Source organism: Erythrobacter sp. A6_0, assembly GCF_017744235.1.
In the GTDB taxonomy this organism is placed as follows: domain Bacteria; phylum Pseudomonadota; class Alphaproteobacteria; order Sphingomonadales; family Sphingomonadaceae; genus Qipengyuania.
Genome location: NZ_JAGHQR010000002.1, coordinates 614,075 through 636,704 on the forward strand (window position 1 = coordinate 614,075; position 22,630 = coordinate 636,704).

Here is a 22,630-nt window from a genome sequence, read left to right on the forward strand (position 1 = left end):
CTCTTCAAATCTAGTGTGCGTTCAACGCTGCATCAGCTTTGCCCGAACAGGCGCGCCCAGAAACCCGGCTGCTCCATCGGCTGGATCTTCCCATAGACCTGGCGGCGCAGACCTGAATCCTGCGCCGTCTTGGGCATGGTCCAGCCATCGGGACGGCTGCTGCGGAAGGACAAACTCGACATGATGGATCTCCCCATGAAATTTGCTCCCTCCGTCCACCATGCTCAACCTTCGGACCGCATATCCGGTTCCCGCCCGCCCCGGCTCCACACCAGCCAGACCAGCACGGCGGAGGCCAAAGGCATGAGATTGAGCCCGAGCGGCAGCGCAGCGGCCCGCAGCGCAAAGGGTGCGAAATAGAGGCCGACGAGAGCGAGCTTCTCGAACGGACGGAAGCCGTGCCTGCGCCCCTGTTCGACCAGCCACAGGGTCGGGAAAAGCAGGAAGGGCAGGTCGTAGGAAAAGAGATAGGGCGAGGCGAGCGCGCTCGCCGCCACCAGCAGCGCACCGCTCGCCCGCGCATCGCCCGTAAAGCGCTGCCACGACCGGACCGCGAGAGCGATAGTCGCGAGCGTCAGCAGAACCGCCAGGCCGAGCGCGACGGGATGGGCGAGATAAAGGCGCGCCTGTGCGTACAGACTGACCATGCGCAGATAGAATTCCGCCGCGTCGCGCCGCATCAGATCCGCGCTGGCGTCCCAGCTCTCGCGATATCCCAGCCATGTCGCCGTGCCGAACACCGCCCAGCTCACGAGGATCAGAGCGAGCACACAAACAGCCGCCGCCGCGAAAGCACGCCACCGCCGCCCCGCCGCGAGCCAGAACGGCCAGAGCAGCGCCAGATGCGGCTTCACGATCAGCGCGCCCACCATCGCGCCCGATCGGACGGGATGGGAATCGAGGCGATGCACGGCAGCGATCAGCAGGGCGCCGACGAACAGCCCAGTCTGTGCATGCGTCGCCGCGATCAGGGCTCCGGGGTAGACGAGGACCAGCGGCCACAGGCGCGGAAACGCACGAATGCCCGCCCACACGAACACCGCATAACCGACCGCGACCCAGGCGATCCACGCCAGCGGAAACGGCAGCAATCCGAACGGCGCGGCCGGGAACAGGAAGGGAGGCGGATTGACGAAGGCGAACCAGCCCCGGCTCGCGGTGGCGGTCTGTACGCGTTCCTGCACAGCAAGATCGTAAACGAGCGCGGGATCGCCCCCCGCCGCGATTTTTCCAGCGCCCCAGAAGGCGAGAAAATCGCTTCCGGTTTCGCCCGTCGCCTCGATCCAGGCCATCGCCAGCAAGGCAAAAGCGGCAACCCCCAGCATGAGAGCATAGGCCCGCACACGCTGAAACGTCAGCCAATCGGCATCGCGAATTGCGGATAACAAGCCCATCCCCATCCAACCGCTCTAGCCCGCCGCGCGCGGATTGCCATCCGCGTTGCGACCTGTCCGATGTCAGGAAATCGATGGAACGAGAGAGACCGAAACGCGTCGCGAACAGCTTTCCGTCACAGTGCGCCGTCACATTCGCGGCCGGGCTGCTTTCTTAAAGCAGCTCACCCTGTTTCGGCTCGTCTTCTCGGGGCAGGCTCGTTCCATCGCGTCGCTCGATTTCCCGTCGGGCGGAAAAACGCACATCCTCGTTCCGGTCCGATGTGAAGCGCCGCAACGTCTCGTCTGAAAGCTCGCGCCAGTATGCGCCGCGATCGGGGCCGTAGGGCACGCGTGGCAAAAGGCCCGGTTCACTGCTCCACGCCAGCAATTGTTCGAGCCCGGCGGCATTGAGCTGATCGCGCAGATGGTGTGCCGTCACGTAAGCGTCCGGAAAGGCACGATGGACGGGCAGGCCTTTCGACCGGTCGAGCCCTTCCGGCATCCGCCAGTACCGCAGAACCTGGTTCGAAAAGCCCGGACTGTCGGGCCACAGGCGCAGCGCACATTTCCAGGTACAGATCCATTTCGCGCCGCCAGAAAGCTTCGGCGTGCAGAAGCGCTGCTCGAACGACGCCCGGTGCGCTGCGAGGGCGAGCGCTCCACCTTCCGGGCGAAGTATGGTCGGGGCGATCTCCTGCCAGAACGGTGCGCCCTTTACGTCCTCGTCCATGATGTGATGAACGGCCATCGTCACCGGCGGAATCGATCGCCCCGGATCGACCAGCGCCGATCCGCCCTCGCCGCCTATCGCCCAAACCCCGTCTTCCTGCAGCACCACGTCCTGCCAGCCGATTTCGCATACTGCATGGGCTGGCGGGCTCGACCCGGTGGTTTCCAGATCGATCACGCGGACACGGGGATTGGGCTTCATCTCTCAGAGGTAGGAAGATCGCGCGCGTTCTCAACGCGGTGGATCGATTTCGGGCGCAGTACGCCGCCTACGATCGCTTCCGCGCGCCGATCCGTGCCAGCCGCGCGCCCCCGGCTACGAGGAACAGCAGCGCCAGAATCCCGAGGGCGATCAGCGACGCGGCATCCAGAGTGCCGGTCGCGCGTCGCGTTTCGTAACGCGGGATCTGCGCAAAGTCGGCACGCGTGAAGCTGCGCTCGTCGAACAGGTAGGGATAGTAGAACCGGCGCAATCTCTCGTGATAGGCGGCGATGCTGTCCTGATAGGCGAGCTGACCTGCAATGTCGGTATCCGCAATCCGGTGCAGGACAGTCATCGTTCCGACGCCCGGCAGCACGAGGCCGAGCATCCGCGTGAAATCCTCCCGTTCCGCCAGGCTGGCGCGATAGTCCTTCACATCAGCCGCAACCGCCTCGTCGCCCACCTGATGCATGGCGTAATACCATTTCCAGTGGAAACGGCCCTCGAACTCCTCCTTGCCGCGCCATTCGGGATGATTGACGAAGAAGCGCTCGAAGGTCTGGGCCTTGGGCACGTCCCAGCCGCGATGGACGATCTCGCGCTGTGCCAGGGTGAGGTCTATCCCCTTGGCGACGGGAACGCTGCGCGCAATGGCCGCATTGGCGAGCGTGGGGAGGATCAGAGTGAGGACGATCCAGCAGCCGATCATTGCCGCCGCCGCGGTGGCGGAGGTCCGCAGGCTCGCCCCGATCAGCATGGCAAGGCCGAACCAGAAGGCACAATAGAGCGCCGCCGCACTTAGCATGACGGCGATACCGCTGGCAGGTGCCGCCATGACGATCCCGCCAGCTATCAGCGGCAGGCCGAGAGCGGCCAGCACCGCACCGTAGCGAAGGCCGATCCGGCGCCGCCACAGACCGCTTCCGGGCAGAGACAGCAGCAGCCGGAGACGTCCGGTTTCCCTTTCGCCCGTCACCAGATCGTGGCCGAGCGCAATCACGACCAGCGGCAGAAGGTAGATCAGCACGAAAGCCCAGTCGAATACACCGGGCAGCGCCAATTCGGGATTATAGGTTTCGGAATCATAGAGCTGCGCCTGCAGGCCGAGCGCACGAACCCGCAACACGTAAGGTTGCAGGTCACGCTGGCCGATGGCCGCGAAGGCCAGCCGCGGCGGTGGATCCTGTGTGAGCATGAAAGCGTAATAGGCGTTGTAACCCGCATCGCCTTCGGGCCCGGCATTCGCCTCCTCGACCGCGGCGAGATCGCGAATTTGTTCGGCCTCCACCCGCTCGATCGTGGCACGCTGGTGCTTGATCTCGGCGATACCGGCCCAGACGGCCGCGCCCGAGAGCAGGAACAGCAGGATGAGCGCGAGCAGATTGCGTCCCGAGCGAAGCAGGAGGCGCAGTTCAGCCGTCCAGATGGACGATGCAGCCTTAGTCATCGTGCCGACCTCCCGATCCGGCGAGCGGCCACGAATGCCAGTCCACTCAGCGCAACCAGCCATCCGAGAAGGACGGTGAAGGGCCAGACGAGACTGCGTGGGCGCTCCAAGGGGTCCGGCGCATCGTAGGCGAAGCGCGGAATATCCTGCCAATAGGCCGATGAGATGCGCGGATCGTCCCCCTCGATGCCCGGCAGAAGTTCGGCCTGCATCCGGTTCAGGCGCTGCACGAAATCGTAACGGAAGGTCTCGGCCTGATCGAGGAAGTCGTAATGCGCCGCCGGATCGCTGCCTGCGAGCGCCATCGACACCTGCCGGATGGCGATCAGTGGGCTCACGACGGAAAACGCGTGGACGAAGGCGTTCTGCTCGCTTTCGCTGGCGATCTGTCGGTCGGCGGCATCGGCATAGATCTGCGTCGTCAGCCGTTCGCCTTCGATGCTGACGAGCCCGGCATACTGGACGGGCAGGTCTTCGACCGTTTCGACGCCGTACCGGGTCAGCACCTGTTTACGAAAATCGTTGAAATAGGGATCGTCGGGATCGTGGCTGTCGCCGATTTCCAGCAGATCGCGGTGCAGAGCGATTTCGGTCTCGATCTTGGTCGCCAGCTCGCTCTGCGCCGAGGCCGCTTCGGGAAGCGCACGAGGCAGGAGGATGACGACGATCATCCACAGCCCGATCAGGATTGCGAGCGCATCGCGCGGCCGCGCGGCCAGCGCGGAGACGATCACACCCAGTGCCGCCCACAGGATCAGCCAGGCGGCATAGCCGAGGATCATCAGCGCGACGCTCGCCCAGCCGGCGGCTCCCGTGGCAGCAAACGCGATCAGGACGGCGAAGGCGGGCAGGCCCACGCCAAGCGCGATCGCCCCATGCCCCAACAATTTGCCCGCGATCAGGCTGCGCCCGCTAACGCCCTGGGCGAGCATCAGCTTCAGCGTCGCGCGTTCCTTCTCACGGCCCACGCTGGCAAAGGCCAGAAAGATGATGAGGAGTGGTGCGAGCGTCTGGAGAACGAAGGCCGGAGTCAACTGACCAAACCGCAGCAGCAGCGAGGACTGGCGCGCTTCTGCAAAATTGGCGCTGTTCTGGCGGTGCCCTTCGAGGAAGACCGTGTTGCCGGTGAAGCTGTCCACGCCAGCATCGAAGAAGGCGAGCGGGGCGATCGGACGGAACACGAACTGTCCGTAATGCACCATGCGGTGCGGATGGCGATCGGGCTGCGCATCGAAGGATTCGTCAACGCTCGCCTGATAGCGCGCGCGATCCACCTCTATGGCGCTGCGCCGTTCCAGGCTGGTGAAGCTGGCAACCAGTATCAGCAGGACGAACAGCGCCCCGGCGATCAAGCCCGCCCGGTTGCGCGCCAGCACGCGCCATTCCTCGCGCGCGATGAGCGTGGCCGCGCTCATGCGGCTAATCCTGCATGGGCGTAGGAATCGTGCAGCGCGTTCAAGTCGAAGCGCGGACCGGTCGCACTTGCCGCGCGTTCCTCCTCGATCCGACCCTGCCCGAGAAAGCCGATCCTGTCGGCGATATCGACCGCGCTGACGATATCGTGCGTCACCATCAGCACTGCGACTTCCCGCTCGCGCGCGGCATCGAGCAGACGATTGAATTCGAGCACGGCGCGCGGGTCGAGGCCCGACGTCGGCTCGTCCAGCAGAAGCACGGGAACATCGCGGGCGAGCGCGAGGGCAATGGCGACCTTTTGGCGCATTCCCTTCGAGAAGCCGGAAAGGCGCTTGTCCCAGGCCTCAGGCGCGAGCCCGACGGCACTCAGGCCGCTCTCGATCGCGTCCTGTCCCTGCCCGGTCTGGGCGAGGGAGAGGAAATAGCCGATATTCTCGCGCGCCGTGAGATGCTCGTATAGCGAGACGTTCTCCGGCACATAGGCCATCGCCGCGCGCGCGGATCGTGGATCGGCGACGGGATCGATACCGCAGACCCGCACCGTGCCGGCCTGTGGCGCGACGAAGCCGAGAAGAGCGGACAGCGTGGTAGATTTGCCCGCCCCATTGCCGCCGAGCAGCACGTAGATTTCGCCCCGGCGCACGGTCATATCGAGCCCGCGCAGCACGGTATTGGCCCCATAGCTGTGATGCAGGCCCTCGATGGCGATCGCGGGAACGGCGGATGCGTCCGTCATCGTCATCAGAACCCCGCTCGAAAGCCGATGGTCGCAGTGCGCGGCGCGCCCGGCTGGACCCAGAGTTGCGAGTAACTGTTGGCGTACCAGTCGGCGTTGAAGAGATTCGCCACCGTGCCGAACAGCGTGACATCTTCGAGAAGCTCGATCTCGCCGAACACCCGGAACAGCGTGTGGTCGGGCAGGACGAAATCGGTGCCGGTCGCGCCCAGACGATCGCTGACATACTGGACCCCGCCGCCAAGCTTCGCCGTGCGTCCCGCAACATGGACGCGCTTGGACGCCTGCGCGTTGAAGGTGTGGTCGGCAATATTGATCAGGGGATCGCCCGGCTCGATGACGAAGGAGAAATTCGGATCGAGCACGCTCGAGCGCGATTCCGCATCGACATGGGCGTAGCTCACCAGGATATCGATATCGCCCGGCAGGCGGCCGTTGACGTCCAGTTCGATACCGCGGCTGCGCGCTTCGCCTATGGCGACGGAGAAGCCCGGATTGTTGATGTCGCTGGCGAGGACATTGTCCTTCTCGAGCTGATAGACGGTGAACGTGCCCGTCAGCGCGCCGTTCAGCAGCGTCAGCTTGGCGCCCGCCTCGATCGACTTGCTGATTTCGGGGTCGAATATCCGCCCCGTCACATCGGTGCCGATATTGGCGCGGAAGCCCTCGCTATAGGCGGCATAGAGCGTGACCGGATCGGCGATCTCGTAGACCACGCCGAATTGCGGGCTGATCCGATCGTCCTTGCGCTCGCTGTCGATGCCGGTGAGGTAGTTTTCGGTCCTCAGGCTGAAATCATCGTAACGCGCGCCGATGCGGATCTGCAGGCGATCGGTTAGCTCGATCTGATCCTGAATGAAGAAACCGGTCGATTTCTGCTCGTCCAGCCGATTGTTCTGCGGCAGCGGCGTCGGCAGGGGAAACCGCCCATAGACGGGATCGAGAACGTCGATGACGTAGGCGGCCTGCTCGCTCGGGTTGCTGTTCACCGATGGTGGGCGGACGCGGCGGAAATCCTGCAGATTGTCAAACTCGTCGTGATCGGCCCCGATCAGGACGCGATGCCGCAGCCCGCCGGTCTGGAATGCGCCGCTGATCTCTGCGCGAAGGACGAATTGCTGCGAATCGTACACGCGCGAACGGCGCTGGCGCGACAGCGACCGTCCATCGCGAAAGATCGGCTGGCGCGAGACCGCCAGTTCGGGATCGGACGATGTGCCCGTCAGCAGCGTGTCGCGCAGGCTTCCGCCCAGCAGCACGCTCCAATCGGCGTTGAAATCATGCTGGAAACGCAGGGAATGACCCTCGGCGCGCGCAATGTGGTCGCCATCGCCGGGCTCGCCGAGATAGCGGTCACGCGGGACCGTATCGAAATCGCCGCCCAGCACCACGATGCCGCGATCGAACGGCGTTTCCACGCGGGTCTTCTCAAGATCGTAAGTGAGGCGCGTATCCGGCCCGATGGCGATCCCGATGGAGGGCAGGAAACCCCAACGATATTCCTCGACCGTATCGCGGAACGTGTCGCCCCCCTCGATATAGCCGATGAGGCGCGCGCTCAGCCCTTCGGTCACAGCAAGATTGATATCGGCTTCCGATCGGAGCCGGTCGAAACTTCCGAATTGCACGCCGAACGTGCCGAACGTATCGCCGATCCGCGCCTGCTTGGTGACGAGATTGACTGTTCCGCCCGGCTCACCGCGACCGAAAAGCGCGGCGGCGGGGCCCTTCAGCACTTCGATCCGCTCGATCCCCGCCGTATCGCGCTCGCCTCCGAAACCACGCCCGCCATTGAATCCGTTGACGAGATAGCCGGTCGGAATGTTCTCGTCGCCCGCGAAGCCGCGAATGGCAAAGGAATCCCACAAGCCGCCAAGCGTGTTCTGGCGCGCGACCGACGCGTTGAGGTCGAGCGCATCGTTCAGCCGGATGGTGCTGTTTTCCTCGATCGTCCCGGCATCGATGACATCGATGGATTGCGGAATTTCGGAAAGCGCGAAATCACCGCGATAGGCCTGCCGCACACCGGTGACGACGATGGGAGCATCGGCTTGCTCCGCCGCCACGACCGGTAGGCCATCGACTGTCGCGGACTGAGCCATTGCGAGTGTCGGCAGGCAGAACAGGCCGAGCGACGAGAGCGCGGAAGTGGCAAGAAAACGGGTAATCATCGGGAAACTCACGGGTATGGGGAAACTCGATGAGACAATGTCTCAATCTAGCGACGCCCATACCCGTGAAGACTTGGGAGTCAATGATATTTTATAACGTTATTCGTGGCAGCTCTAAGGCTCCGGGGCAGTTGCGTGCCGGTTGACGCCGGGCGCGCGTCGGGGGGTAAGAAATCAATGATTTAGGCTGTCTAGAAATAGCTTTGTGTCTTTATGGAGAGATATTACAAATTAGTGAAAAGCCAGGCGTTACAATCTTGTTGCAATATTGCGTAGTGGTACAAGATCCGTGCTTCAAGGAGGGCCCGGAATGTCTCGTATCGCGCTGCTTGCTTCGTCTGCCACTTTGGCTCTTTTCGCATCGCCCGCGCTGGCTCAGCAAACGACGGACGAAACCGATTTTTCGATCGAAGAAGCGGAGACCCCGCAGGAACAGATCGTCGTCATCGGAACCCGCCGGACGGATCGCTCCGCAGCGGACAGTCCGGTTCCGATCGACGTCATCGGCGGGGACGCACTGAACAATTCCGGCTACACCGAGGTCAACAAGGTCCTCAATCAGCTGGTGCCCAGCTTCAACTTCCCCCAGCCCTCGATTACCGACGGTACGGATGCGCTGCGCCCGGCAACCTTGCGGGGCCTGGCGCCCGACCAGACGCTGGTGCTCGTCAACGGCAAGCGTCGTCACACTTCCGCCCTGCTCAATCTGAACGGGTCGGTCGGACGCGGCAGCGCGGCGGTCGATCTCAACACCATCCCGCCGCTGGCGATCGAGCGGATCGAAGTCCTGCGCGATGGCGCATCCTCCCAATACGGATCCGACGCGATCGCGGGGGTCATCAATGTAAGGCTGCGGCGTGCCGAGGGCGGGCGCGCGCAGATCACGTATGGCCAGTATCGCACCGATATGGACGGCGTGCTGCAACAGGGCGGTCCGGTCGTGAACGGGGCCAACCAGCCGGTGCTCGATCCGACCGCAGGTGCCGGCGGCGTCTATCAGCTGACCAATACCGGAGAAGATCGCTCGCGCCGCGATGGGGGCACGTTGACGCTGGCGGCGAATGTCGGCCTGCCGATGGGGCCGGACGGTTATCTGAATCTCACCGGGCAATTCCAGGATCGCAATCCCACCAACCGCGCCGCCGCCGATCCGAGGCAGCAATTCCCCAGTGTGGCCGGAAACGCCGATCCGCGCGAGCTGACCTTCGATCGCTACACCCACCGCTACGGCGATGCGGCGATCAGCGACTTCTCCCTGTTTTTGAACGGCGGATACGACCTGTCCTCTGCAGCGGAAGTCTATACCTTCGCCAGCTTCGGCAAGCGCGATGCGGAAAGCGCCGGGTTCTACCGCCGCGCCACCGACTCCCGTAACCGCAATTTCTCCGCTTCGACCACCAGCTTCGTGCCCTTCTATTCCGAAGGGTTCCTGCCGCTGATCGTCTCCGAAATCACCGACTTCGCCTTTGCCGGCGGCGTGCGCGGCGAATTGGGCGGGTTCAGCTACGACCTTTCGAGCGTCCACGGCGAAAACTCGTTTCATTTCTTCGTCGAAAACAGCTTCAACACATCGTTCGGCAATGCCAGCGCCCGCCGCTTCGACGCAGGCGAGCTGACCTTCGGGCAGACGACCTTCAATCTCGATCTGCAACGCCTGTTCGATATCGGTTTCGGCGATGGCCTGTCGGTCGCCTTCGGGGCGGAATATCGCGACGAGCGCTTCCAGATCGATGCGGGCGATCCGCAGAGCTATCAGGCTGGCCCCTTCGCCGCCGCGCCCTTCAACGCGCCTGCCGGAGCGCAGGTCTTCCCGGGCTTCCGTCCGGCGAACGAGGTGGATGCCAGCCGCGATTCCAAGGCGCTCTATGCCGAACTGGAAAGCACCTTCTTCGATGTGCTGACCCTGCAACTGGCCGGTCGCTACGAGGATTTCTCCGATTTCGGGGATACGGTAAACGGCAAGATCGCGGCCCGCGTCGAACCCATCGACGGCCTGGCCCTGCGCGGCAGCGCGTCCACGGGCTTCAAGGCACCGTCCCTCCACCAGCAATTCTACGCCACCACCAGCACCAACAACGTCAATGGCAATTTGGTGGAAATCGGCACTTTCCCGGTGTCGAGCCCTGTCGCCCTCGCTCTCGGATCGCAGCCGCTCGAACCGGAGGAATCGACCAATCTGTCCGCAGGCATCACCTTCTCGATGATCCCCGGCCTCAACATCACTGCCGATTATTACCGTATCGATATCGACGATCGCATCGTCATCACCGAAAACCTGCAAGGTGCGGCGGTGGTATCGCTGCTGCGCGGGGCGGGCTTCAACAACATCACCTCGGCCCGGTTCTTCATCAACGGAATCGACACGCGGACGAAGGGGTTCGAAATCGTCGGCACTTATCGCGTTCCCGATTTCGGTGCGGGTGATTTCTCGCTGACCGCCGGGTACAGCGACAACAAGACCGAAATCCGCGACACCGCCATTCTTCCGAGCCTGCCCGGCCTCACTCTGTTCGGACGGCAGGAATCGCTGCGCCTGACGCGAGGGCAACCGCGCACGAAACTCAATCTCGGGCTCGACTGGGATTACGATGTCTTCGGCTTGACCGCACGCGCCAACCGTTTCGGCGAGGTACTGATCCCGGGATCGACCGAAGCGACCGACCAGACGCTATCCGGCCAGTGGGTGGCGGATGTCGAAGTCCGAGCGCGGCCGATCGAGCGGCTGGAGCTGGCGATCGGCGCGAACAATGTGTTCGACAGCTATCCCGACCGGGTGCTCTTCGGCCAGCCGGGCGGTCCGGGTACGCCGAATTACGGCCTGACCGGCTCCTTCCTGCCTTACAGCTCGTTCTCGCCATCCGGTTTCAACGGACGCTTCCTCTATGCACGCGTGGGGGTGGATTTCTGACAAGCGGCAGACCGTAGGGCCTTCGAACGGCCCTACGGTTCCGTCTTTTCCGGATTGAATCGGCGAGGTCGCAAAATCCGGTTCAGCGCCGCAGTTCGCCCCGCTTGAACCCATCTCCGGCGCGAAAGATCAGCGTTTCGACGTCGGTTCCACCGCCCAGATTGACGCGGTTTTCCTGCCGCGCCCAAACGTCGGTCAGGATCTGGGAATTGATAGCGACGTCTGAAGACGACGGCGGCAACGGCATCTCCTGATAAACCCAGAGGCTTCCCCCCTTCACCTCGCTACCCACGAAGGATAATTCGGCCAAGCGATCGCCCACGCGCACCCGGAACCGGTCCGTGACGTAATCCGCAAAAGCGCGGCGGCTTTCCGGGCGGCCCACGATATCGGGAGAATGAACCCCGCCATGGCGAAGCGCGTGTTCGGCATCGTGCAGGGGCACCTGATGGACGATCTCGACCCGGTCGGTGCGCGTATTGATCGAGACGGTGGAGATCGCGAGCTTCTGCTGGTGCGCGGCGGCGGGCACGGCGGCGAACAGCACCGCCAGTGCCAACAGCACGCGACCGAAAAACGAACGCATCACTCGCTCGCTTCCCGCATCAGATCGCGGCCCTGACGCGAGCTGGAGCCTTCGGATTTGAACGCTTCGATCCGGCTCGGGATGATGCGGCGTGGGTAGTAATTGTTCTCGATATCCGCATCCGCCGTCTCCCAATTCGGATCGACGACCACTTCGGCCAGTTCCTTGCCCTTGGGGAAGTGCAGCAGCTTGGTGACGGAGCGGGAGTCGCGGCGCCAGATTTCCGCAGGGATGTTCATCCGTTCCGTGCTGCCGTCGCTGAAGGTCAGGCCGAGAATGATCGGCATCACCAGCCCGCCCTTGTTCGAGAAGTTGAGGACGTAATAATTGCAATCCTCCCTGATCGCGCGATCGAAGGTGGCGCGTTCCCACGGCTCCAGGCTGTCGAGGAAGCTGCGGTAATCCTTCCGGTCCTTGGGCGTGACGGTGAACTGGTCGTTCTCGTCGTAGAAATCGCGGATGCCGGGATTCTCCAGCACCCAGATCGGCAGGTCCTGTTCCTCGTTCAGCGTCACGCCGATGCGCTTCGGCTCGTTCGCCAGCTCATCGCGGCGGCGGCGCAGGTCGATATCCGGGTTCTCGGTATCGATCCGCAATTTGTAGATCGAATCGAGCGCGATATCGACGTGATCGGTGGTGTAGAACCAGCCGCGCCAGAACCAGTCGAGATCGGTGCCGGAGGCCTCTTCGATCGTGCGGAAGAAATCGGCCGGCGTCGGCCGCTTGAACTTCCAGCGGCGCGCATATTCCTTGAGCGCGAAATCGAACCGTTCGCGCCCGATCACCGTGTCGCGCAGGATGTGATAAGCGGCAGACGGCTTGGTATAGGCGTTGGGGCCGATATTCAGCACCGAATCCGAATGGGTCATAATCGGCACCTGATTGTCCGAGATCATGTAGGAGATCACGTCGCGCGGGATCCCGCCGCTCCACGGCAAAGTCGGATCGAATTCATAGCCCGCGATGGAATCGAGGAAGGAATTGATCCCCTCGTCCATCCAGGTCCACTGCCGCTCGTCCGAATTGACCGTCATCGGAAAATAGATGTGCCCGATTTCGTGGATCACGACGCCGAGCAGGAACATCTTTTCCGACAGCGAATAGGTGCGCGTCCCATCCTCGTTGAGATTGGTGCGCGGCCCGTTGAAGGTGATCATCGGGTATTCCATCCCGCCCACCGGCCCGTTGACGCTCTGCGCGGTGGGATAGGGATAGTCGAAGCTGAAGCGCGAATAGACCTCCATCGTGTGGACGACGGCGGCGGTCGAATATTTCTGCCACAGCTCGCCGCCTTCCTTGGGATAGAAGGACATCGCCATCACGGTCTCGTTCTGGGCACCCGGCTGGTTGTGGCCCTGCGCGTCCCAGGCGAATTTGCGGCTCGACGCCCAGGCGAAATCGCGCACGTTCTGCGCGGAATAGCGCCAGGTCTTCGTGCCCGATGCGCCGCTGCGCTCGTTGGCTTCCGCCTCCTGCGGGGTCACGATGAAGACGGGCGCGTCGGCGGTGCGCGCCCGCTCCAACCGCTGGATCTGCTGCGCTGTCAGCACCTGCGTCGGGTTCTGCAAAACGCCGGTGGACGACACGATGTGATCGTCCGGCACGGTGATCGCGACATCGTAATCGCCGAATTCCAGCGTGAACTCGCCCCGCCCCAAAAACTCCTTATTGTGCCAGCCTTCATAGTCCGAATAGGCCACCATTCGCGGAAACCATTGCGCCATCAGGAAGATGTCGTTGCCCCCGGGACGCGGATCGTCGGGGAAATGCTCGTAGCCCGATCGCGCGTAGACAGCGTTTTCCTCGACGATGTTGAAATCCCATTCGATCGCGAACTCGACGCTCTGCCCCGGCGCGAGCGCGACCGGCAGATCGATCCGCATCAGCGTGCCCACGATGGTGCGCTGCAATTCGCCGCCGCCGACCAGCCGCAGCGATCGGATGTCGTAGCCGAATTCGTTGTCCGCCATGGTCTGCTGACGGCGCAATTCCTCCAATGACAGGCGCGCGGGCTGGCTGCCGCTGGCATTGCTCACTGCCGGACCGCGCCGCCCCGCCCCGCCGAAATCGTCCGTCAATTCGGCCATGGAATCGGTGCGGAAGATGTTCTGATCAAGCTGCATCCACAGCCACGGCAGCGTGTCGGGCGAATTGTTCGTGTAGCGGATCGTGGCCCGCGAGCTCGACCGGCGGCGATCCTCGTCGAGCGTGGTTTCGATCGTGTAATCGGCTTCCTGCTGCCAATACTGATGCCCCGGCGCGCCCGACGCATTGCGATAGACATTCGCCGTCGGCAGCACTTCGTCGAGCTGCCGGAACTTGTCCTCGAACGAGCCCTTGGTCTGCTCGATCCCCTGCGCAGCAGCGGGCACGGCCAGGACCATGGCGCACAGCGTGACGATTTTCTTCAATGGTTTACCCCTTTTCGCGCCCGGCCGTTTCGATCGAAGCAGCCGGTTCGGCAATTCCTATAACCCTAACCCCGGGCCTGGCGACACGCTATTCTTGCGAAGGGTGGTTCGCGAGATAGCGTTTAAGGGCCCGAAATCGCTCGGTTCCCTGTTTGTCCGAGCGGTCATCGCCATCGTGGTCGTGGTCGTGGTCGTGGGCGGCGCGCTGCTGCTCCCCCTTGTCCAAGGGAGTAATGCGGCAACGATCGGCGCGGCTCCTTGGAGCGAGCGGATCATTACGGTCGGTTTCCAGTCGATCATCGCGCATACGGCGGGTCCTTCGACGATCGACTTCGGCGCGCTGTGCGATGAAGCGGCGCTCGTCATAATGCAGCCGATGTTTATCGGCGCAGGCGCGGCTTCGACCGCGGGCGGCACCAAGGTCGCCACGAACGAAAATCCTTTGCAGAACGACGATTTTGATAATCGTTGGTGAAAGGAAAAAGCCCGCTCACCACTCAGACCGCGACCGATGATCCACTCGACAAGCGGGTTGAGACCGTCGGCCGGGTCCATCCGCATGCCGAATGCAAGATCGTCGGACCCGACGGTAAAGTTCTGCCCATCGGGGAGCAGGGAGAGTATTGCTCGCGCGGCTATGCAGTGATGCTCGGCTACTGGGACGATCAAGAAAAAACAGTCGAAGCGATCGATAGCGATGGCTGGATGCACTCGGGCGATCTGGCAGTGATGGATGAGGACGGCTTCGTCAGCATCACCGGGCGGATCAAGGACATGATTATCCGCGGCGGCGAAAATATCTATCCGCGCGAGATCGAGGAGTTTTTGCTCACCCACCCGGCGGTTTCCGACGTGCAAGTCTTCGGCGTAGCTGACGAGAAATTTGGCGAGCAGGTTTGCGCCTGGATTATCCCGCGAAAGGGCCAGTCGCTCACCGCCGAGGACGTTCAGGCATTCTGCAAGGGCAAGATCGCCCATTACAAGGTGCCGCGATATGTCCAACTGGTCGACGAATTCATCATGACAGTCACGGGCAAGGCGCGGAAAAACGAGATGCGCAAGGCGATGGAAAGAGAGCTCGCGGCCAATGTCGGATAGGCTTCCGGACCTCGACTTTCTCAAGGTCGAGCGTGATGGAGACATTTTGCAACTCACCCTCGACCGTGCCGACAAGCGTAAGAATCTCAGCGCCGCTTTCGTTGAAGAGTTCTAGGAGCGATAGATGAGTAGAACAGTAAGAGGCAGCCAAGCAGCCGCACTGGCTATGGCTTTGGTCGTATCGGCCTGCAGCGGTGAACCGGAAGGCGCGGGCGAAACGGCCCCTGAAACACCCGCGGAGCGATCGGTGGTGACAACGCCCGATGTCGTTTCGGCGTCGGTGGATCCCGGCTCCGGCCAACCCAAGGCCTTCGCCCAATGTGCTGCGTGCCACCAAGTCAATGACGATGCTCCTGCGGGTATAGGCCCGCATCTTGTGGGCGTCTTTGGCGCGCCCGCAGGCTCGCGCGGTGATTTCAACTATTCGGCCGCGCTCAGCAATTCAGGGGTGGTCTGGGATGAAGCCACCCTGGACGCCTTTCTCGCCAATCCGCAGAAAGTGGCTCCCGGCACCATGATGGCCTTTGGCGGGATTGCTGACGCAGAACAGCGCAAGGAAGTCGTCGATTACCTCGCCACGCTCAAGTGAAGGCGGATTGCAGCGATATCGTCCTGCTTCGGGTACAAGCGAAGCGGGAGATGCCGAACTCATTCTCACCCGGTCGCAGGCTAGCAACTCGCTTTCGTCCGATCTGATCGAGGTCATGCGGACACGTCTCGATGCGCTGGCGGCTGACTAGGCGATCGAGATCATTGTCCTTGTCGGCGCCGGTGGTCGCATCTTCAACGCAGGGCACGACCTTCACGCATGTGTCGCCAATACCGATCCAAGGCCTCTAGAGCACGACTTCGCGCGGATCACTGCGCTATGCAGCAAATCATGACTCAACCGCAGATCGTGATTGCGAAGGTTGAGGGTGTCGCTACTGCGGCTGGCCCCTATCATCTCATCGAGCGTGGCGCCTTCCTTGCGCTCGAACAGCGCGATGGCCTTACCGATCTTCGTTTCGCGGGGCTCAACCGGAGTTCTTTCGGCCGCCGCCGTCGTAGTGCTGACTGTCGGCTTGGGTGTCGCCTGTTTCGTCATGGGCCATGCCGCTCCCACCGCCTATCGCCCCGGCCGAACAACGTCGCCGGGGCTGCAGCCGGTCGATGCGGCCGCGATCCATTGATCACACCAATGCTTCATTTGCCGCCGAAGTCGAATGGAAAGTGGGGCGCACGCGAAAGTCGGCTTCGCGCCCCAATTCCGGACGTTCAGGCTTTCCCTGCGGATGCCTAATAAGCGGACCGGCAGCTTTCCTCCGGTAATGAGCACCGCGAATGTCCGATTATAAAGGACCTTAAAACGGCGCCAGTCCCTGCATTGGCCCGCGCTTTGTTAGCCACCCAGTTGCAGTATTATTTCGGTTTCGAGCTGCTCGTTGCAGCCAGTATCACGCGAACGGTCTCCTCCGGTCGATCCCACATCGGGAAGTGTCCGCTACGCTCGAACCAGTGCAGCGTCGCTTCTGGGAAGGCTTTCATCGCGCGATCCGCCTGCTGCGGTAGACACAGTCGATCCTTTCGTCCCCAGCCGATGACGATGGGCGCAGCCGTTTTTGCAGGGCCCTCCTGCATCGGCCCGTTGGCGAGATCTTTCACAAGCGAATTAACGGTGCGCGTATCAGCCAATGACTTCAGTTCACTCGCGACGAATGCCGGATCGAGCGCCCAAGGCCTTGCGGAGAGCTGGGCCATGAGCGCGGTGCGGCCTGCGACATTTCCGGTGATGGCAGAAAGCGCCGGTCGCAGCGCGCGAACCAGAGCAATTGATGGCGTTATGGTGGCTTTGAAGAAGGTGCGCTCCCACCCCTGCCAGAAGCCGCCCGGATCGAGTGCCACCACCGCGCCCGTTTGGCCGCGCCGCGCCATCTCGAGCACCAGGCGACCACCCAGCGAGCTGCCAACCATATCGATACCTGTGAGATTCTCCGCGCCGACCCATTTGTCAAGACTGCGCGCAAGTCCGTCAAACGTGCCGCTGTCGGCCTCTTCGGGGGTCTGCCCATGACCAGGCAGGTCTACGGCGATAACCTCCCTGACTTGAGAAAGCGCAGGCGAGATCGTGTCCCACGAACCCGAGGTGGCCCCCAGCCCGTGGACAAGGAGGAGGGGTTTTCCGCGCCCCGTGCGCGTATGGTGCATGGTCATATTATGGCAACGTCTCGCACCGACTTATGGCCCCGTGGATGTCGATATTGCCGAAGGTGAAGCCAAGAGTGGACGGTCCGCTTCCGGCCCAATTCCCGTCGATCCTATCTCAGTGCAGGTCCAGTTCATAAAATCCGGACGTCCCCTCTCGAACACTCAGCCGCTATCGCGCTTCGAGCAATCCCAACAAAGCGGGCGCGAAAGTAGCATCAGTCACCGCTCTACAACCGCGCAGAGCCGAACGTCAGCAAACGAAATTTGTGGCTAAGGTTGTGTGAAAACCCAATTTGAAAACCAAGAAGGTTGCACTGAGAATCATCTCGATTCATGGTGCCCGTATCAAGACCGCGACGAGGTGCCACGGCATGGTACCACGCGGCTTTGATTCGCAGGGAGACCTGAATCTTTTCAGATGCTTGGTCCATCTCGAAGAAATGGCAGGGGTGACAGGATTCGAACCCGTGGCCCTCGGTTTTGGAGACCGATGCTCTACCAGCTGAGCTACACCCCTGCAGCCGGTCGCGCCCCCTACCCGGCGGGGCGGGGCTTGGCAAGCGTGTCCTTGGGATCCGACCTTTCCGCTGGGCAGTGAAGCCGTTGCAGTGCTAGAGCAGGGTCGATGCACGGATCCCCGGCCCCCACCACGATAATTCCGTCCGAATTGTTGCTGACTGCGTATCGCGCGGGCGTATTTCCCATGGCGGACCATCGCGACGATCCCGAAGTGTTCTGGGTGGAACCGCGCGAACGGGCGGTTTTCCCGCTCGAGGATTTCCGAGTGTCGAAGAGCCTGCGCAAGACGATCCGGCAGGATCGCTTCCGCGTGACCTGCGATGCCGATTTCGCCGCCACTATCGCCGCCTGCGCCGAGCCGCGCGAAGCCTTTGCCGAAAGCTGGATCAGCCACCGGATCGAAGCGAGCTACCTCGCTTTGCACCATGCGGGCCATGCGCATAGCTTCGAATGCTGGCAGGCCGACGACGGTGGAGACGGCGAAGAGCGCTGTCGCCTCGTCGGCGGGCTCTACGGAGTTGCCTTCGACCGGGTGTTCTGCGGGGAAAGCATGTTCAGCCGCGTGCCCGATGCCAGCAAGGTGGCGCTCGCCTGGCTGGTCGCCTGCATGAAAAGCGCGGGATACCGCGTGCTCGACTGCCAATTCATGACCGATCATCTCGCATCGCTCGGCGCGCAGGCGATGCCGCAAAAGGCCTATCTCGAGAAAGTGCGCGAAGCGCGCGGTACGCCCGATGCGAGCCTCCCGCAAGCGTGGGCGCGTTACGCTTCGGTTTCGGCCTCTGCGCTTTCGTCCGAGGCGTCCGAAGACGGCGCGGAACCGCCGCCCTCTTCGGGGAAGCTCATCGCGCAATCTTTCACGAAGACATCGTAGATCGGGTGTTCGACCACATTCAGGCTGGGCGAATTCTTGAACAGCCAGCCGGAAAAGATGCGCCGGAACTGATTTTCACCGCTGCGATCGGCCACCAGCACCTGAACGAAGGCTCCGGTCTCCTGTGGCAATTCCCACGGAGCGGTCCGCTCGCACGAGCGTAGGCGCACGATCACATCGCCCACGCGGCGCGAATCGCCCGGCGACATTTCCAGCTCCTGCGAGACGTTGTTGCGCTTGTTAAGGAGACCGATCGTCGCCACCCGCTCTTCGAGCGGCGTGCCCAGTTCGGCGGCGTCGCTGGCGATTTCGGGTGGCGGAGGCGCGTCGTCAGCGACGCTTTCGGGGATTTCGGTGCGGATCGCTTCCGGCTCGGGCGGATCCTCGCCGCAAGCGCTGAGGCCGACCGCGAGCAGTAACGCCGTGATCGGCGGCAACAGAGCGCCCACCTTCGCCATGATTCAGGCGTCCGGCGTCCAGGCTTCGTAATCGCCTGCTGCCCGTGCGCGCGTGCCACCACGTTCCAGCGCACCCGCCGGGCGGTAGGCAGTGGCCGTGCCGGTCGCGTTCGGCGTGTAATCCGTTTCCCAGATGCGCGAAGGCGGCAAATGGCTTTCCGGCACATCGTCGAACGATCCGTGCAGCCACCCGTGCCATTCGGACGGCACGCGGCTGGCATCGTTCGAACCTTCGTAGATCACCCAGCGCCGCTCGCGCCCGGTATAGGAACCGCCGGTCGGCAGGTTCTTGCGCTTCGGCTTGGAGCGGAAATAGCGATTGCCCTGCGCATCGGTGCCCACCTGTTCGCCGTTGCGCCAGCTCCAGAACAGCGTGCCGATGGTCGCGCCGTTCCACCAGGTGAAGATCTTGGACAGGAAGTTCATTGGGCGCGGTTAGCCTGTTTTATCGAGGGCCTCAAGCGCCTGAACGCCGTGCCATCCAGCAATACTGCGGCCCCTACCATTCGACCAAATCGCCCGGCTCGATCCCCAATTCCTCGGCCCGGCCGCCATTCAGTTCGAGCACGCCGCTCGTCACCCCTGCCGACACAACCGAGTCGAGCGAATAAGGCGTCGTCATCGCGGCGATGTTGAGAATGCGTCCGTCCGTGCCGATGAAGATGATATCGAGCGGAAGCGGCGTGTTCTTCATCCAGAAACTGCGCGGCGCGGGCGGAGCGCTGGGAAAGATCATTCCTTCGTTCGGGCCCATCTCGGTACGGTACATAAGGCCGCGATTCTGCGCCTCGGGCGAGGCGGCGACTTCGACGCGGAAGCGATGGGTATCGTCTTCCGAGCGGACCGTCAGCGGAATGACCTCCAGGCCCGAAACGGGATGCGTCGCATTTTGCATCGCCACAGCGCTCGCTTCGGCCTTCGGTTGCGCCTGGGGGAAGCAGGCCGCCAGCAAGGCGGCGGTTCCGGCCAGCAGGAACGATGCACGGATCATGTCAGATATCCTCTATTTGGGGCCCTCTTCCTGGGCCTCCTCGATCCATTCGTCGAGCGCCGCAGGATCGGGCGCGTCGATCACACGGCGGGCGTGGTCGAAATCATGGCCCGCGCGGATCATCGCCGCAAGCTGCTTTTCACGCGTCCGCGGCCAAGTCTCGCTTGCGCGCGCATCTTCTTTGGAAAAGGGGCCGAACCGCCGCTTGCGGGCGAGCGCCGCGATCGCCTCGCGCCGGGCCGCTTCGTCGGGGGAAAAGCGCGCGCGCAATCCTTCGGCGATCCCCGCCGCCTGCAAATCCTGTTCGACCCGCCGCGCGCCATAGCCGCGCCCCAGCAAGCCCGCGCTCTTGGACCGCGCGAAGCCTTCATCGTCGACATAGCCCTTCTCGACATAGCGAGCGACCAGCGCATCGAGATCGGGATCGGGCGTATCGTCCGCCCAGCCGCGTTCGCGCAATTTGCGGCGCAGATAGGCGCGCAATTTGCCCGCGCTGGTCGCGAAACGAGCGACATAGGCCAGCGCAAGCTCTTCCAGACGCGTCGGATCGAGCGGCCTCGCCCTGCGCTCGCGCCGTTTGCCGTAGCGGCTTTTGTCTTGTCGTGGGGGATCGCTATCCGGTCGCATTTGCCATATTGATGCCACACTCCTTATCGAAGGGGAAAGTTTATCGCAGGACGCATTCGGGAGACATGCGGATCTGCTCCTTCAAGGAAGCCGCAAGGCCCTGATTCTTCACGGATATCTGTAAGCTTATGAGTGACGACGCCCAGACGCCGACGCCTTCGCCAACGCCCAATGACTGCGATCTGCCGCGCCGCCGATCCGATTTCGCGACCTTCGCCGAAGCGATCGATTATGCGGCGAGAAGCGAAAAGGGCCTCAATTTTCACGATATGCGCGGCGCGCTGGAACGGGTCTATCCCTATCGCGAGATGCGCGAAGATGCCATGAAGGCCGCGCGCCAATTCGCCGCCATGGGCATCGAAAAGGGCGATCGGGTGGCCCTGGTCGCCGAGACCGGAGCGGAATTCGCCGCGCTGTTCTGCGGCTGCATCTATGCAGGCGCCTGGCCGGTCCCCCTGCCTTTGCCGACCGGGTTCGGCGGCAAGGAAGGCTATATCGAGCAATTGTCGGTCCAACTGGACAGCAGCGATCCGAAGATCCTGCTCTATCCCGCCGAGATCGGGGAAATGGCAAGCGCCGCGGCCGAACGGCAGGGCTGCGAAGGGCAAAGCTGGGAAGATTTCGTCGACCGCCCCGATCCCGAAGCCGACCTGCCCGAGGCGCAGCCGGACGACATTTGCTACCTTCAATACAGTTCGGGCTCCACGCGCTTTCCCACCGGCGTCGCCGTCACGCACGAAGCGCTGCTGCACAATCTCTACGGTCACGCCACCGGCGTGAACCTCGGCGAGAACGACCGCGTGGTGAGCTGGTTGCCGTGGTATCACGACATGGGCCTCGTCGGCTGCTTTCTGTCGCCGATCGCCAATCAGGCCTCGGTCGATTACATCAAGACCGAACATTTCGCGCGCCGCCCGCTTGCCTGGCTCGATCTCATCAGCCGCAATCAGGGCAACACGCTCAGCTATTCGCCCACTTTCGGCTACGACATCTGCGCGCGCCGCATCTCCAGCCAGTCCAATGTCGGCGAGCGGTTGGACCTGTCGCGCTGGCGCACGGCGGGCAATGGCGCGGACATGATCCGGCCCGACGTGATGCAGAATTTCGTCAACGCCTTTGCAGGCGCCGGGTTCAAGGCAAGCGCCTTCACCCCGAGCTACGGCCTCGCCGAAGCCACTCTGGCCGTCACGGTGATGCCGCCGGGCGAAGGCATTCGCGTCGAACTGGTCGAGGAAGAGCGCCTGTCGGGCCGCCCGCGCGACCTCACCCGCCCGGCGCGCTATCGCGCCATCGTCAATTGCGGGCGCCCGCTGCCGGGCATGGAAGTGGAAATCCGGGGTGAGGACGAAAGCCCTCGCGGCGACCATCAGATCGGCAAGGTCTGGTGCCGGGGAAAGAGTGTAATGCACTCCTATTTCCGCAACGAGGAGGCGACCGAGGATTGCCTTGTCGCGAAGGATAATGGCGATGTCTGGCTCGATACCGGCGATATGGGGTACGTGGCGGACGATTATCTGTTCATCGTGGGTCGCGCGAAGGACATGATCATCATCAACGGCAAGAACCATTGGCCGCAGGATATCGAATGGGCGGTCGAACAGCTGCCCGGCTTCAACCATGGCGACATCGCCGCCTTCGCGGTCGAGACCGACAATGGCGAGGAAGCGCCGGCCGTGCTGGTCCATTGCCGCGTGTCGGATCCCGAGGAGCGCATCAAGCTGCGTAACCAGATCGCCGATAAGGTGCGCGGCGTCACCGGCATGAACTGCGTCGTCGAACTGGTGCCGCCCCGCACTCTGCCGCGCACCAGCTCGGGCAAATTGAGCCGCGCCAAGGCGAAGAAGCTGTACCTTTCGGGCGAAATCCAGCCGCTCGACCTCGCCGCCTGACGCGA

The 22,630-nt window shown here is 63.0% G+C and carries 20 protein-coding genes, 1 tRNA gene and 1 pseudogene; 6 read left to right on the top strand and 16 right to left on the bottom strand.

Annotated features, from left to right (window positions below; translation table 11 throughout):
* Window positions 1–32: 32 nt before the first annotated feature.
* The 7 genes from J7347_RS08615 to J7347_RS08645 all read right to left on the bottom strand — a co-directional run bounded on the left by J7347_RS08615 (window position 33) and on the right by J7347_RS08645 (window position 8,008).
* Window positions 33–182 (bottom strand): hypothetical protein, encoded by a 150-nt coding sequence (locus J7347_RS08615; protein WP_197465512.1) that lies wholly within the window; start codon window positions 180–182, stop codon window positions 33–35.
* A 42-nt stretch (window positions 183–224) separates the two neighbouring features.
* Window positions 225–1,394: a glycosyltransferase family 87 protein gene (locus tag J7347_RS08620; RefSeq protein WP_209161663.1), complete on the bottom strand. Its 1,170-nt coding sequence runs from the start codon at window positions 1,392–1,394 to the stop codon at window positions 225–227.
* Window positions 1,395–1,548: 154 nt separating this feature from the next.
* Window positions 1,549–2,307, bottom strand: a complete 759-nt coding sequence (locus tag J7347_RS08625; RefSeq protein WP_209161664.1) for a 3'-5' exonuclease — start codon at window positions 2,305–2,307, stop codon at window positions 1,549–1,551.
* A 67-nt stretch (window positions 2,308–2,374) separates the two neighbouring features.
* Window positions 2,375–3,754: a DUF3526 domain-containing protein gene (locus tag J7347_RS08630; RefSeq protein WP_209161665.1), complete on the bottom strand. Its 1,380-nt coding sequence runs from the start codon at window positions 3,752–3,754 to the stop codon at window positions 2,375–2,377.
* Window positions 3,751–5,169: a DUF3526 domain-containing protein gene (locus tag J7347_RS08635; RefSeq protein WP_209161666.1), complete on the bottom strand. Its 1,419-nt coding sequence runs from the start codon at window positions 5,167–5,169 to the stop codon at window positions 3,751–3,753. Before J7347_RS08635 ends, J7347_RS08630 begins: the two co-directional genes overlap by 4 nt.
* The gene (locus J7347_RS08640; protein WP_209161667.1) at window positions 5,166–5,912 is read right to left on the bottom strand and encodes an ABC transporter ATP-binding protein; all 747 of its coding nucleotides are present in this window, start codon (window positions 5,910–5,912) and stop codon (window positions 5,166–5,168) included. Before J7347_RS08640 ends, J7347_RS08635 begins: the two co-directional genes overlap by 4 nt.
* Window positions 5,912–8,008 carry a TonB-dependent siderophore receptor gene (locus tag J7347_RS08645; protein WP_245173979.1) on the bottom strand — a complete coding sequence of 699 codons (2,097 nt, stop codon included), beginning with the start codon at window positions 8,006–8,008 and terminating at the stop codon, window positions 5,912–5,914. The genes J7347_RS08640 and J7347_RS08645 overlap by 1 nt, the downstream gene beginning before the upstream one ends.
* 379 nt (window positions 8,009–8,387) lie before the next feature.
* On the opposite strand from J7347_RS08645, the gene J7347_RS08650 reads away from it, so the two are divergent.
* Window positions 8,388–10,985, top strand: a complete 2,598-nt coding sequence (locus J7347_RS08650) for a TonB-dependent receptor (RefSeq protein ID WP_209161668.1) — start codon at window positions 8,388–8,390, stop codon at window positions 10,983–10,985.
* An 82-nt stretch (window positions 10,986–11,067) separates the two neighbouring features.
* On the opposite strand, the gene J7347_RS08655 is transcribed toward J7347_RS08650, so the two are convergent.
* Window positions 11,068–11,571, bottom strand: coding sequence for a DUF6702 family protein (locus tag J7347_RS08655; RefSeq protein ID WP_067680496.1), 504 nt, complete (start codon window positions 11,569–11,571; stop codon window positions 11,068–11,070).
* Window positions 11,571–13,982 carry a M1 family metallopeptidase gene (locus J7347_RS08660; protein ID WP_209161669.1) on the bottom strand — a complete coding sequence of 804 codons (2,412 nt, stop codon included), beginning with the start codon at window positions 13,980–13,982 and terminating at the stop codon, window positions 11,571–11,573. Before J7347_RS08660 ends, J7347_RS08655 begins: the two co-directional genes overlap by 1 nt.
* On the opposite strand from J7347_RS08660, the gene J7347_RS08665 reads away from it, so the two are divergent.
* The 3 genes and pseudogenes from J7347_RS08665 to J7347_RS08675 all read left to right on the top strand — a co-directional run bounded on the left by J7347_RS08665 (window position 13,966) and on the right by J7347_RS08675 (window position 15,669).
* Window positions 13,966–14,457, top strand: coding sequence for a potassium transporter TrkG (locus tag J7347_RS08665; RefSeq protein ID WP_209161670.1), 492 nt, complete (start codon window positions 13,966–13,968; stop codon window positions 14,455–14,457). The two genes, J7347_RS08660 and J7347_RS08665, sit on opposite strands and share 17 nt — an antisense overlap.
* 8 nt (window positions 14,458–14,465) lie before the next feature.
* Window positions 14,466–15,080, top strand: a pseudogene (locus J7347_RS08670) (AMP-binding protein); the annotation flags it as partial.
* 124 nt (window positions 15,081–15,204) lie between these two features.
* Window positions 15,205–15,669 (top strand): c-type cytochrome, encoded by a 465-nt coding sequence (locus J7347_RS08675; RefSeq protein ID WP_209161672.1) that lies wholly within the window; start codon window positions 15,205–15,207, stop codon window positions 15,667–15,669.
* A gap of 213 nt (window positions 15,670–15,882) precedes the next feature.
* Here the strand turns inward: J7347_RS08675 and J7347_RS08680 are convergent, their stop codons facing one another.
* From J7347_RS08680 to J7347_RS08690, 3 genes are all read right to left on the bottom strand, one after another.
* The gene (locus tag J7347_RS08680) at window positions 15,883–16,167 is read right to left on the bottom strand and encodes a hypothetical protein (protein WP_209161673.1); all 285 of its coding nucleotides are present in this window, start codon (window positions 16,165–16,167) and stop codon (window positions 15,883–15,885) included.
* Window positions 16,168–16,481: 314 nt separating this feature from the next.
* Complete coding sequence (locus tag J7347_RS08685) at window positions 16,482–17,273, bottom strand: alpha/beta hydrolase (protein ID WP_209161674.1); 792 nt, start codon at window positions 17,271–17,273, stop codon at window positions 16,482–16,484.
* A 435-nt stretch (window positions 17,274–17,708) separates the two neighbouring features.
* Window positions 17,709–17,784, bottom strand: a tRNA-Trp gene (locus tag J7347_RS08690).
* A 108-nt stretch (window positions 17,785–17,892) separates the two neighbouring features.
* Here J7347_RS08690 and aat point away from each other — a divergent pair.
* Window positions 17,893–18,660 carry a leucyl/phenylalanyl-tRNA--protein transferase gene (gene aat / locus J7347_RS08695; protein ID WP_209161675.1) on the top strand — a complete coding sequence of 256 codons (768 nt, stop codon included), beginning with the start codon at window positions 17,893–17,895 and terminating at the stop codon, window positions 18,658–18,660.
* Here the strand turns inward: aat and J7347_RS08700 are convergent.
* The 4 genes from J7347_RS08700 to J7347_RS08715 form a co-directional block, all read right to left on the bottom strand.
* Complete coding sequence (locus J7347_RS08700; protein WP_209161676.1) at window positions 18,549–19,118, bottom strand: DUF2155 domain-containing protein; 570 nt, start codon at window positions 19,116–19,118, stop codon at window positions 18,549–18,551. The two genes, aat and J7347_RS08700, sit on opposite strands and share 112 nt — an antisense overlap.
* 3 nt (window positions 19,119–19,121) lie before the next feature.
* A complete protein-coding gene (locus J7347_RS08705) occupies window positions 19,122–19,544 on the bottom strand; it encodes an NADH:ubiquinone oxidoreductase subunit NDUFA12 (protein ID WP_067684408.1) in 423 nt (140 codons plus the stop codon).
* Between the two features lie 73 nt (window positions 19,545–19,617).
* Complete coding sequence (locus tag J7347_RS08710; protein WP_209161677.1) at window positions 19,618–20,109, bottom strand: DUF192 domain-containing protein; 492 nt, start codon at window positions 20,107–20,109, stop codon at window positions 19,618–19,620.
* 12 nt (window positions 20,110–20,121) lie between these two features.
* Window positions 20,122–20,736: a RecX family transcriptional regulator gene (locus J7347_RS08715; RefSeq protein WP_209161678.1), complete on the bottom strand. Its 615-nt coding sequence runs from the start codon at window positions 20,734–20,736 to the stop codon at window positions 20,122–20,124.
* A gap of 128 nt (window positions 20,737–20,864) precedes the next feature.
* Here J7347_RS08715 and J7347_RS08720 point away from each other — a divergent pair, with 128 nt between their 5' ends.
* Window positions 20,865–22,625, top strand: coding sequence for a fatty acyl-AMP ligase (locus J7347_RS08720; protein WP_209161679.1), 1,761 nt, complete (start codon window positions 20,865–20,867; stop codon window positions 22,623–22,625).
* Window positions 22,626–22,630: the final 5 nt, after the last annotated feature.

Coding starts and splice junctions, on each gene's coding strand:
- J7347_RS08615 (WP_197465512.1), bottom strand. CDS start 182: ATGTCGAGTTTGTCCTTCCGCAGCAGCCGTCCCGATGGCTGGACCATG.
- J7347_RS08620 (WP_209161663.1), bottom strand. CDS start 1,394: ATGGGCTTGTTATCCGCAATTCGCGATGCCGATTGGCTGACGTTTCAG.
- J7347_RS08625 (WP_209161664.1), bottom strand. CDS start 2,307: ATGAAGCCCAATCCCCGTGTCCGCGTGATCGATCTGGAAACCACCGGG.
- J7347_RS08630 (WP_209161665.1), bottom strand. CDS start 3,754: ATGACTAAGGCTGCATCGTCCATCTGGACGGCTGAACTGCGCCTCCTG.
- J7347_RS08635 (WP_209161666.1), bottom strand. CDS start 5,169: ATGAGCGCGGCCACGCTCATCGCGCGCGAGGAATGGCGCGTGCTGGCG.
- J7347_RS08640 (WP_209161667.1), bottom strand. CDS start 5,912: ATGACGATGACGGACGCATCCGCCGTTCCCGCGATCGCCATCGAGGGC.
- J7347_RS08645 (WP_245173979.1), bottom strand. CDS start 8,008: ATGGCTCAGTCCGCGACAGTCGATGGCCTACCGGTCGTGGCGGCGGAG.
- J7347_RS08650 (WP_209161668.1), top strand. CDS start 8,388: ATGTCTCGTATCGCGCTGCTTGCTTCGTCTGCCACTTTGGCTCTTTTC.
- J7347_RS08655 (WP_067680496.1), bottom strand. CDS start 11,571: ATGCGTTCGTTTTTCGGTCGCGTGCTGTTGGCACTGGCGGTGCTGTTC.
- J7347_RS08675 (WP_209161672.1), top strand. CDS start 15,205: ATGAGTAGAACAGTAAGAGGCAGCCAAGCAGCCGCACTGGCTATGGCT.
- J7347_RS08680 (WP_209161673.1), bottom strand. CDS start 16,167: ATGACGAAACAGGCGACACCCAAGCCGACAGTCAGCACTACGACGGCG.
- J7347_RS08685 (WP_209161674.1), bottom strand. CDS start 17,273: ATGACCATGCACCATACGCGCACGGGGCGCGGAAAACCCCTCCTCCTT.
- aat (WP_209161675.1), top strand. CDS start 17,893: ATGCACGGATCCCCGGCCCCCACCACGATAATTCCGTCCGAATTGTTG.
- J7347_RS08700 (WP_209161676.1), bottom strand. CDS start 19,118: ATGGCGAAGGTGGGCGCTCTGTTGCCGCCGATCACGGCGTTACTGCTC.
- J7347_RS08705 (WP_067684408.1), bottom strand. CDS start 19,544: ATGAACTTCCTGTCCAAGATCTTCACCTGGTGGAACGGCGCGACCATC.
- J7347_RS08710 (WP_209161677.1), bottom strand. CDS start 20,109: ATGATCCGTGCATCGTTCCTGCTGGCCGGAACCGCCGCCTTGCTGGCG.
- J7347_RS08715 (WP_209161678.1), bottom strand. CDS start 20,736: ATGCGACCGGATAGCGATCCCCCACGACAAGACAAAAGCCGCTACGGC.
- J7347_RS08720 (WP_209161679.1), top strand. CDS start 20,865: ATGAGTGACGACGCCCAGACGCCGACGCCTTCGCCAACGCCCAATGAC.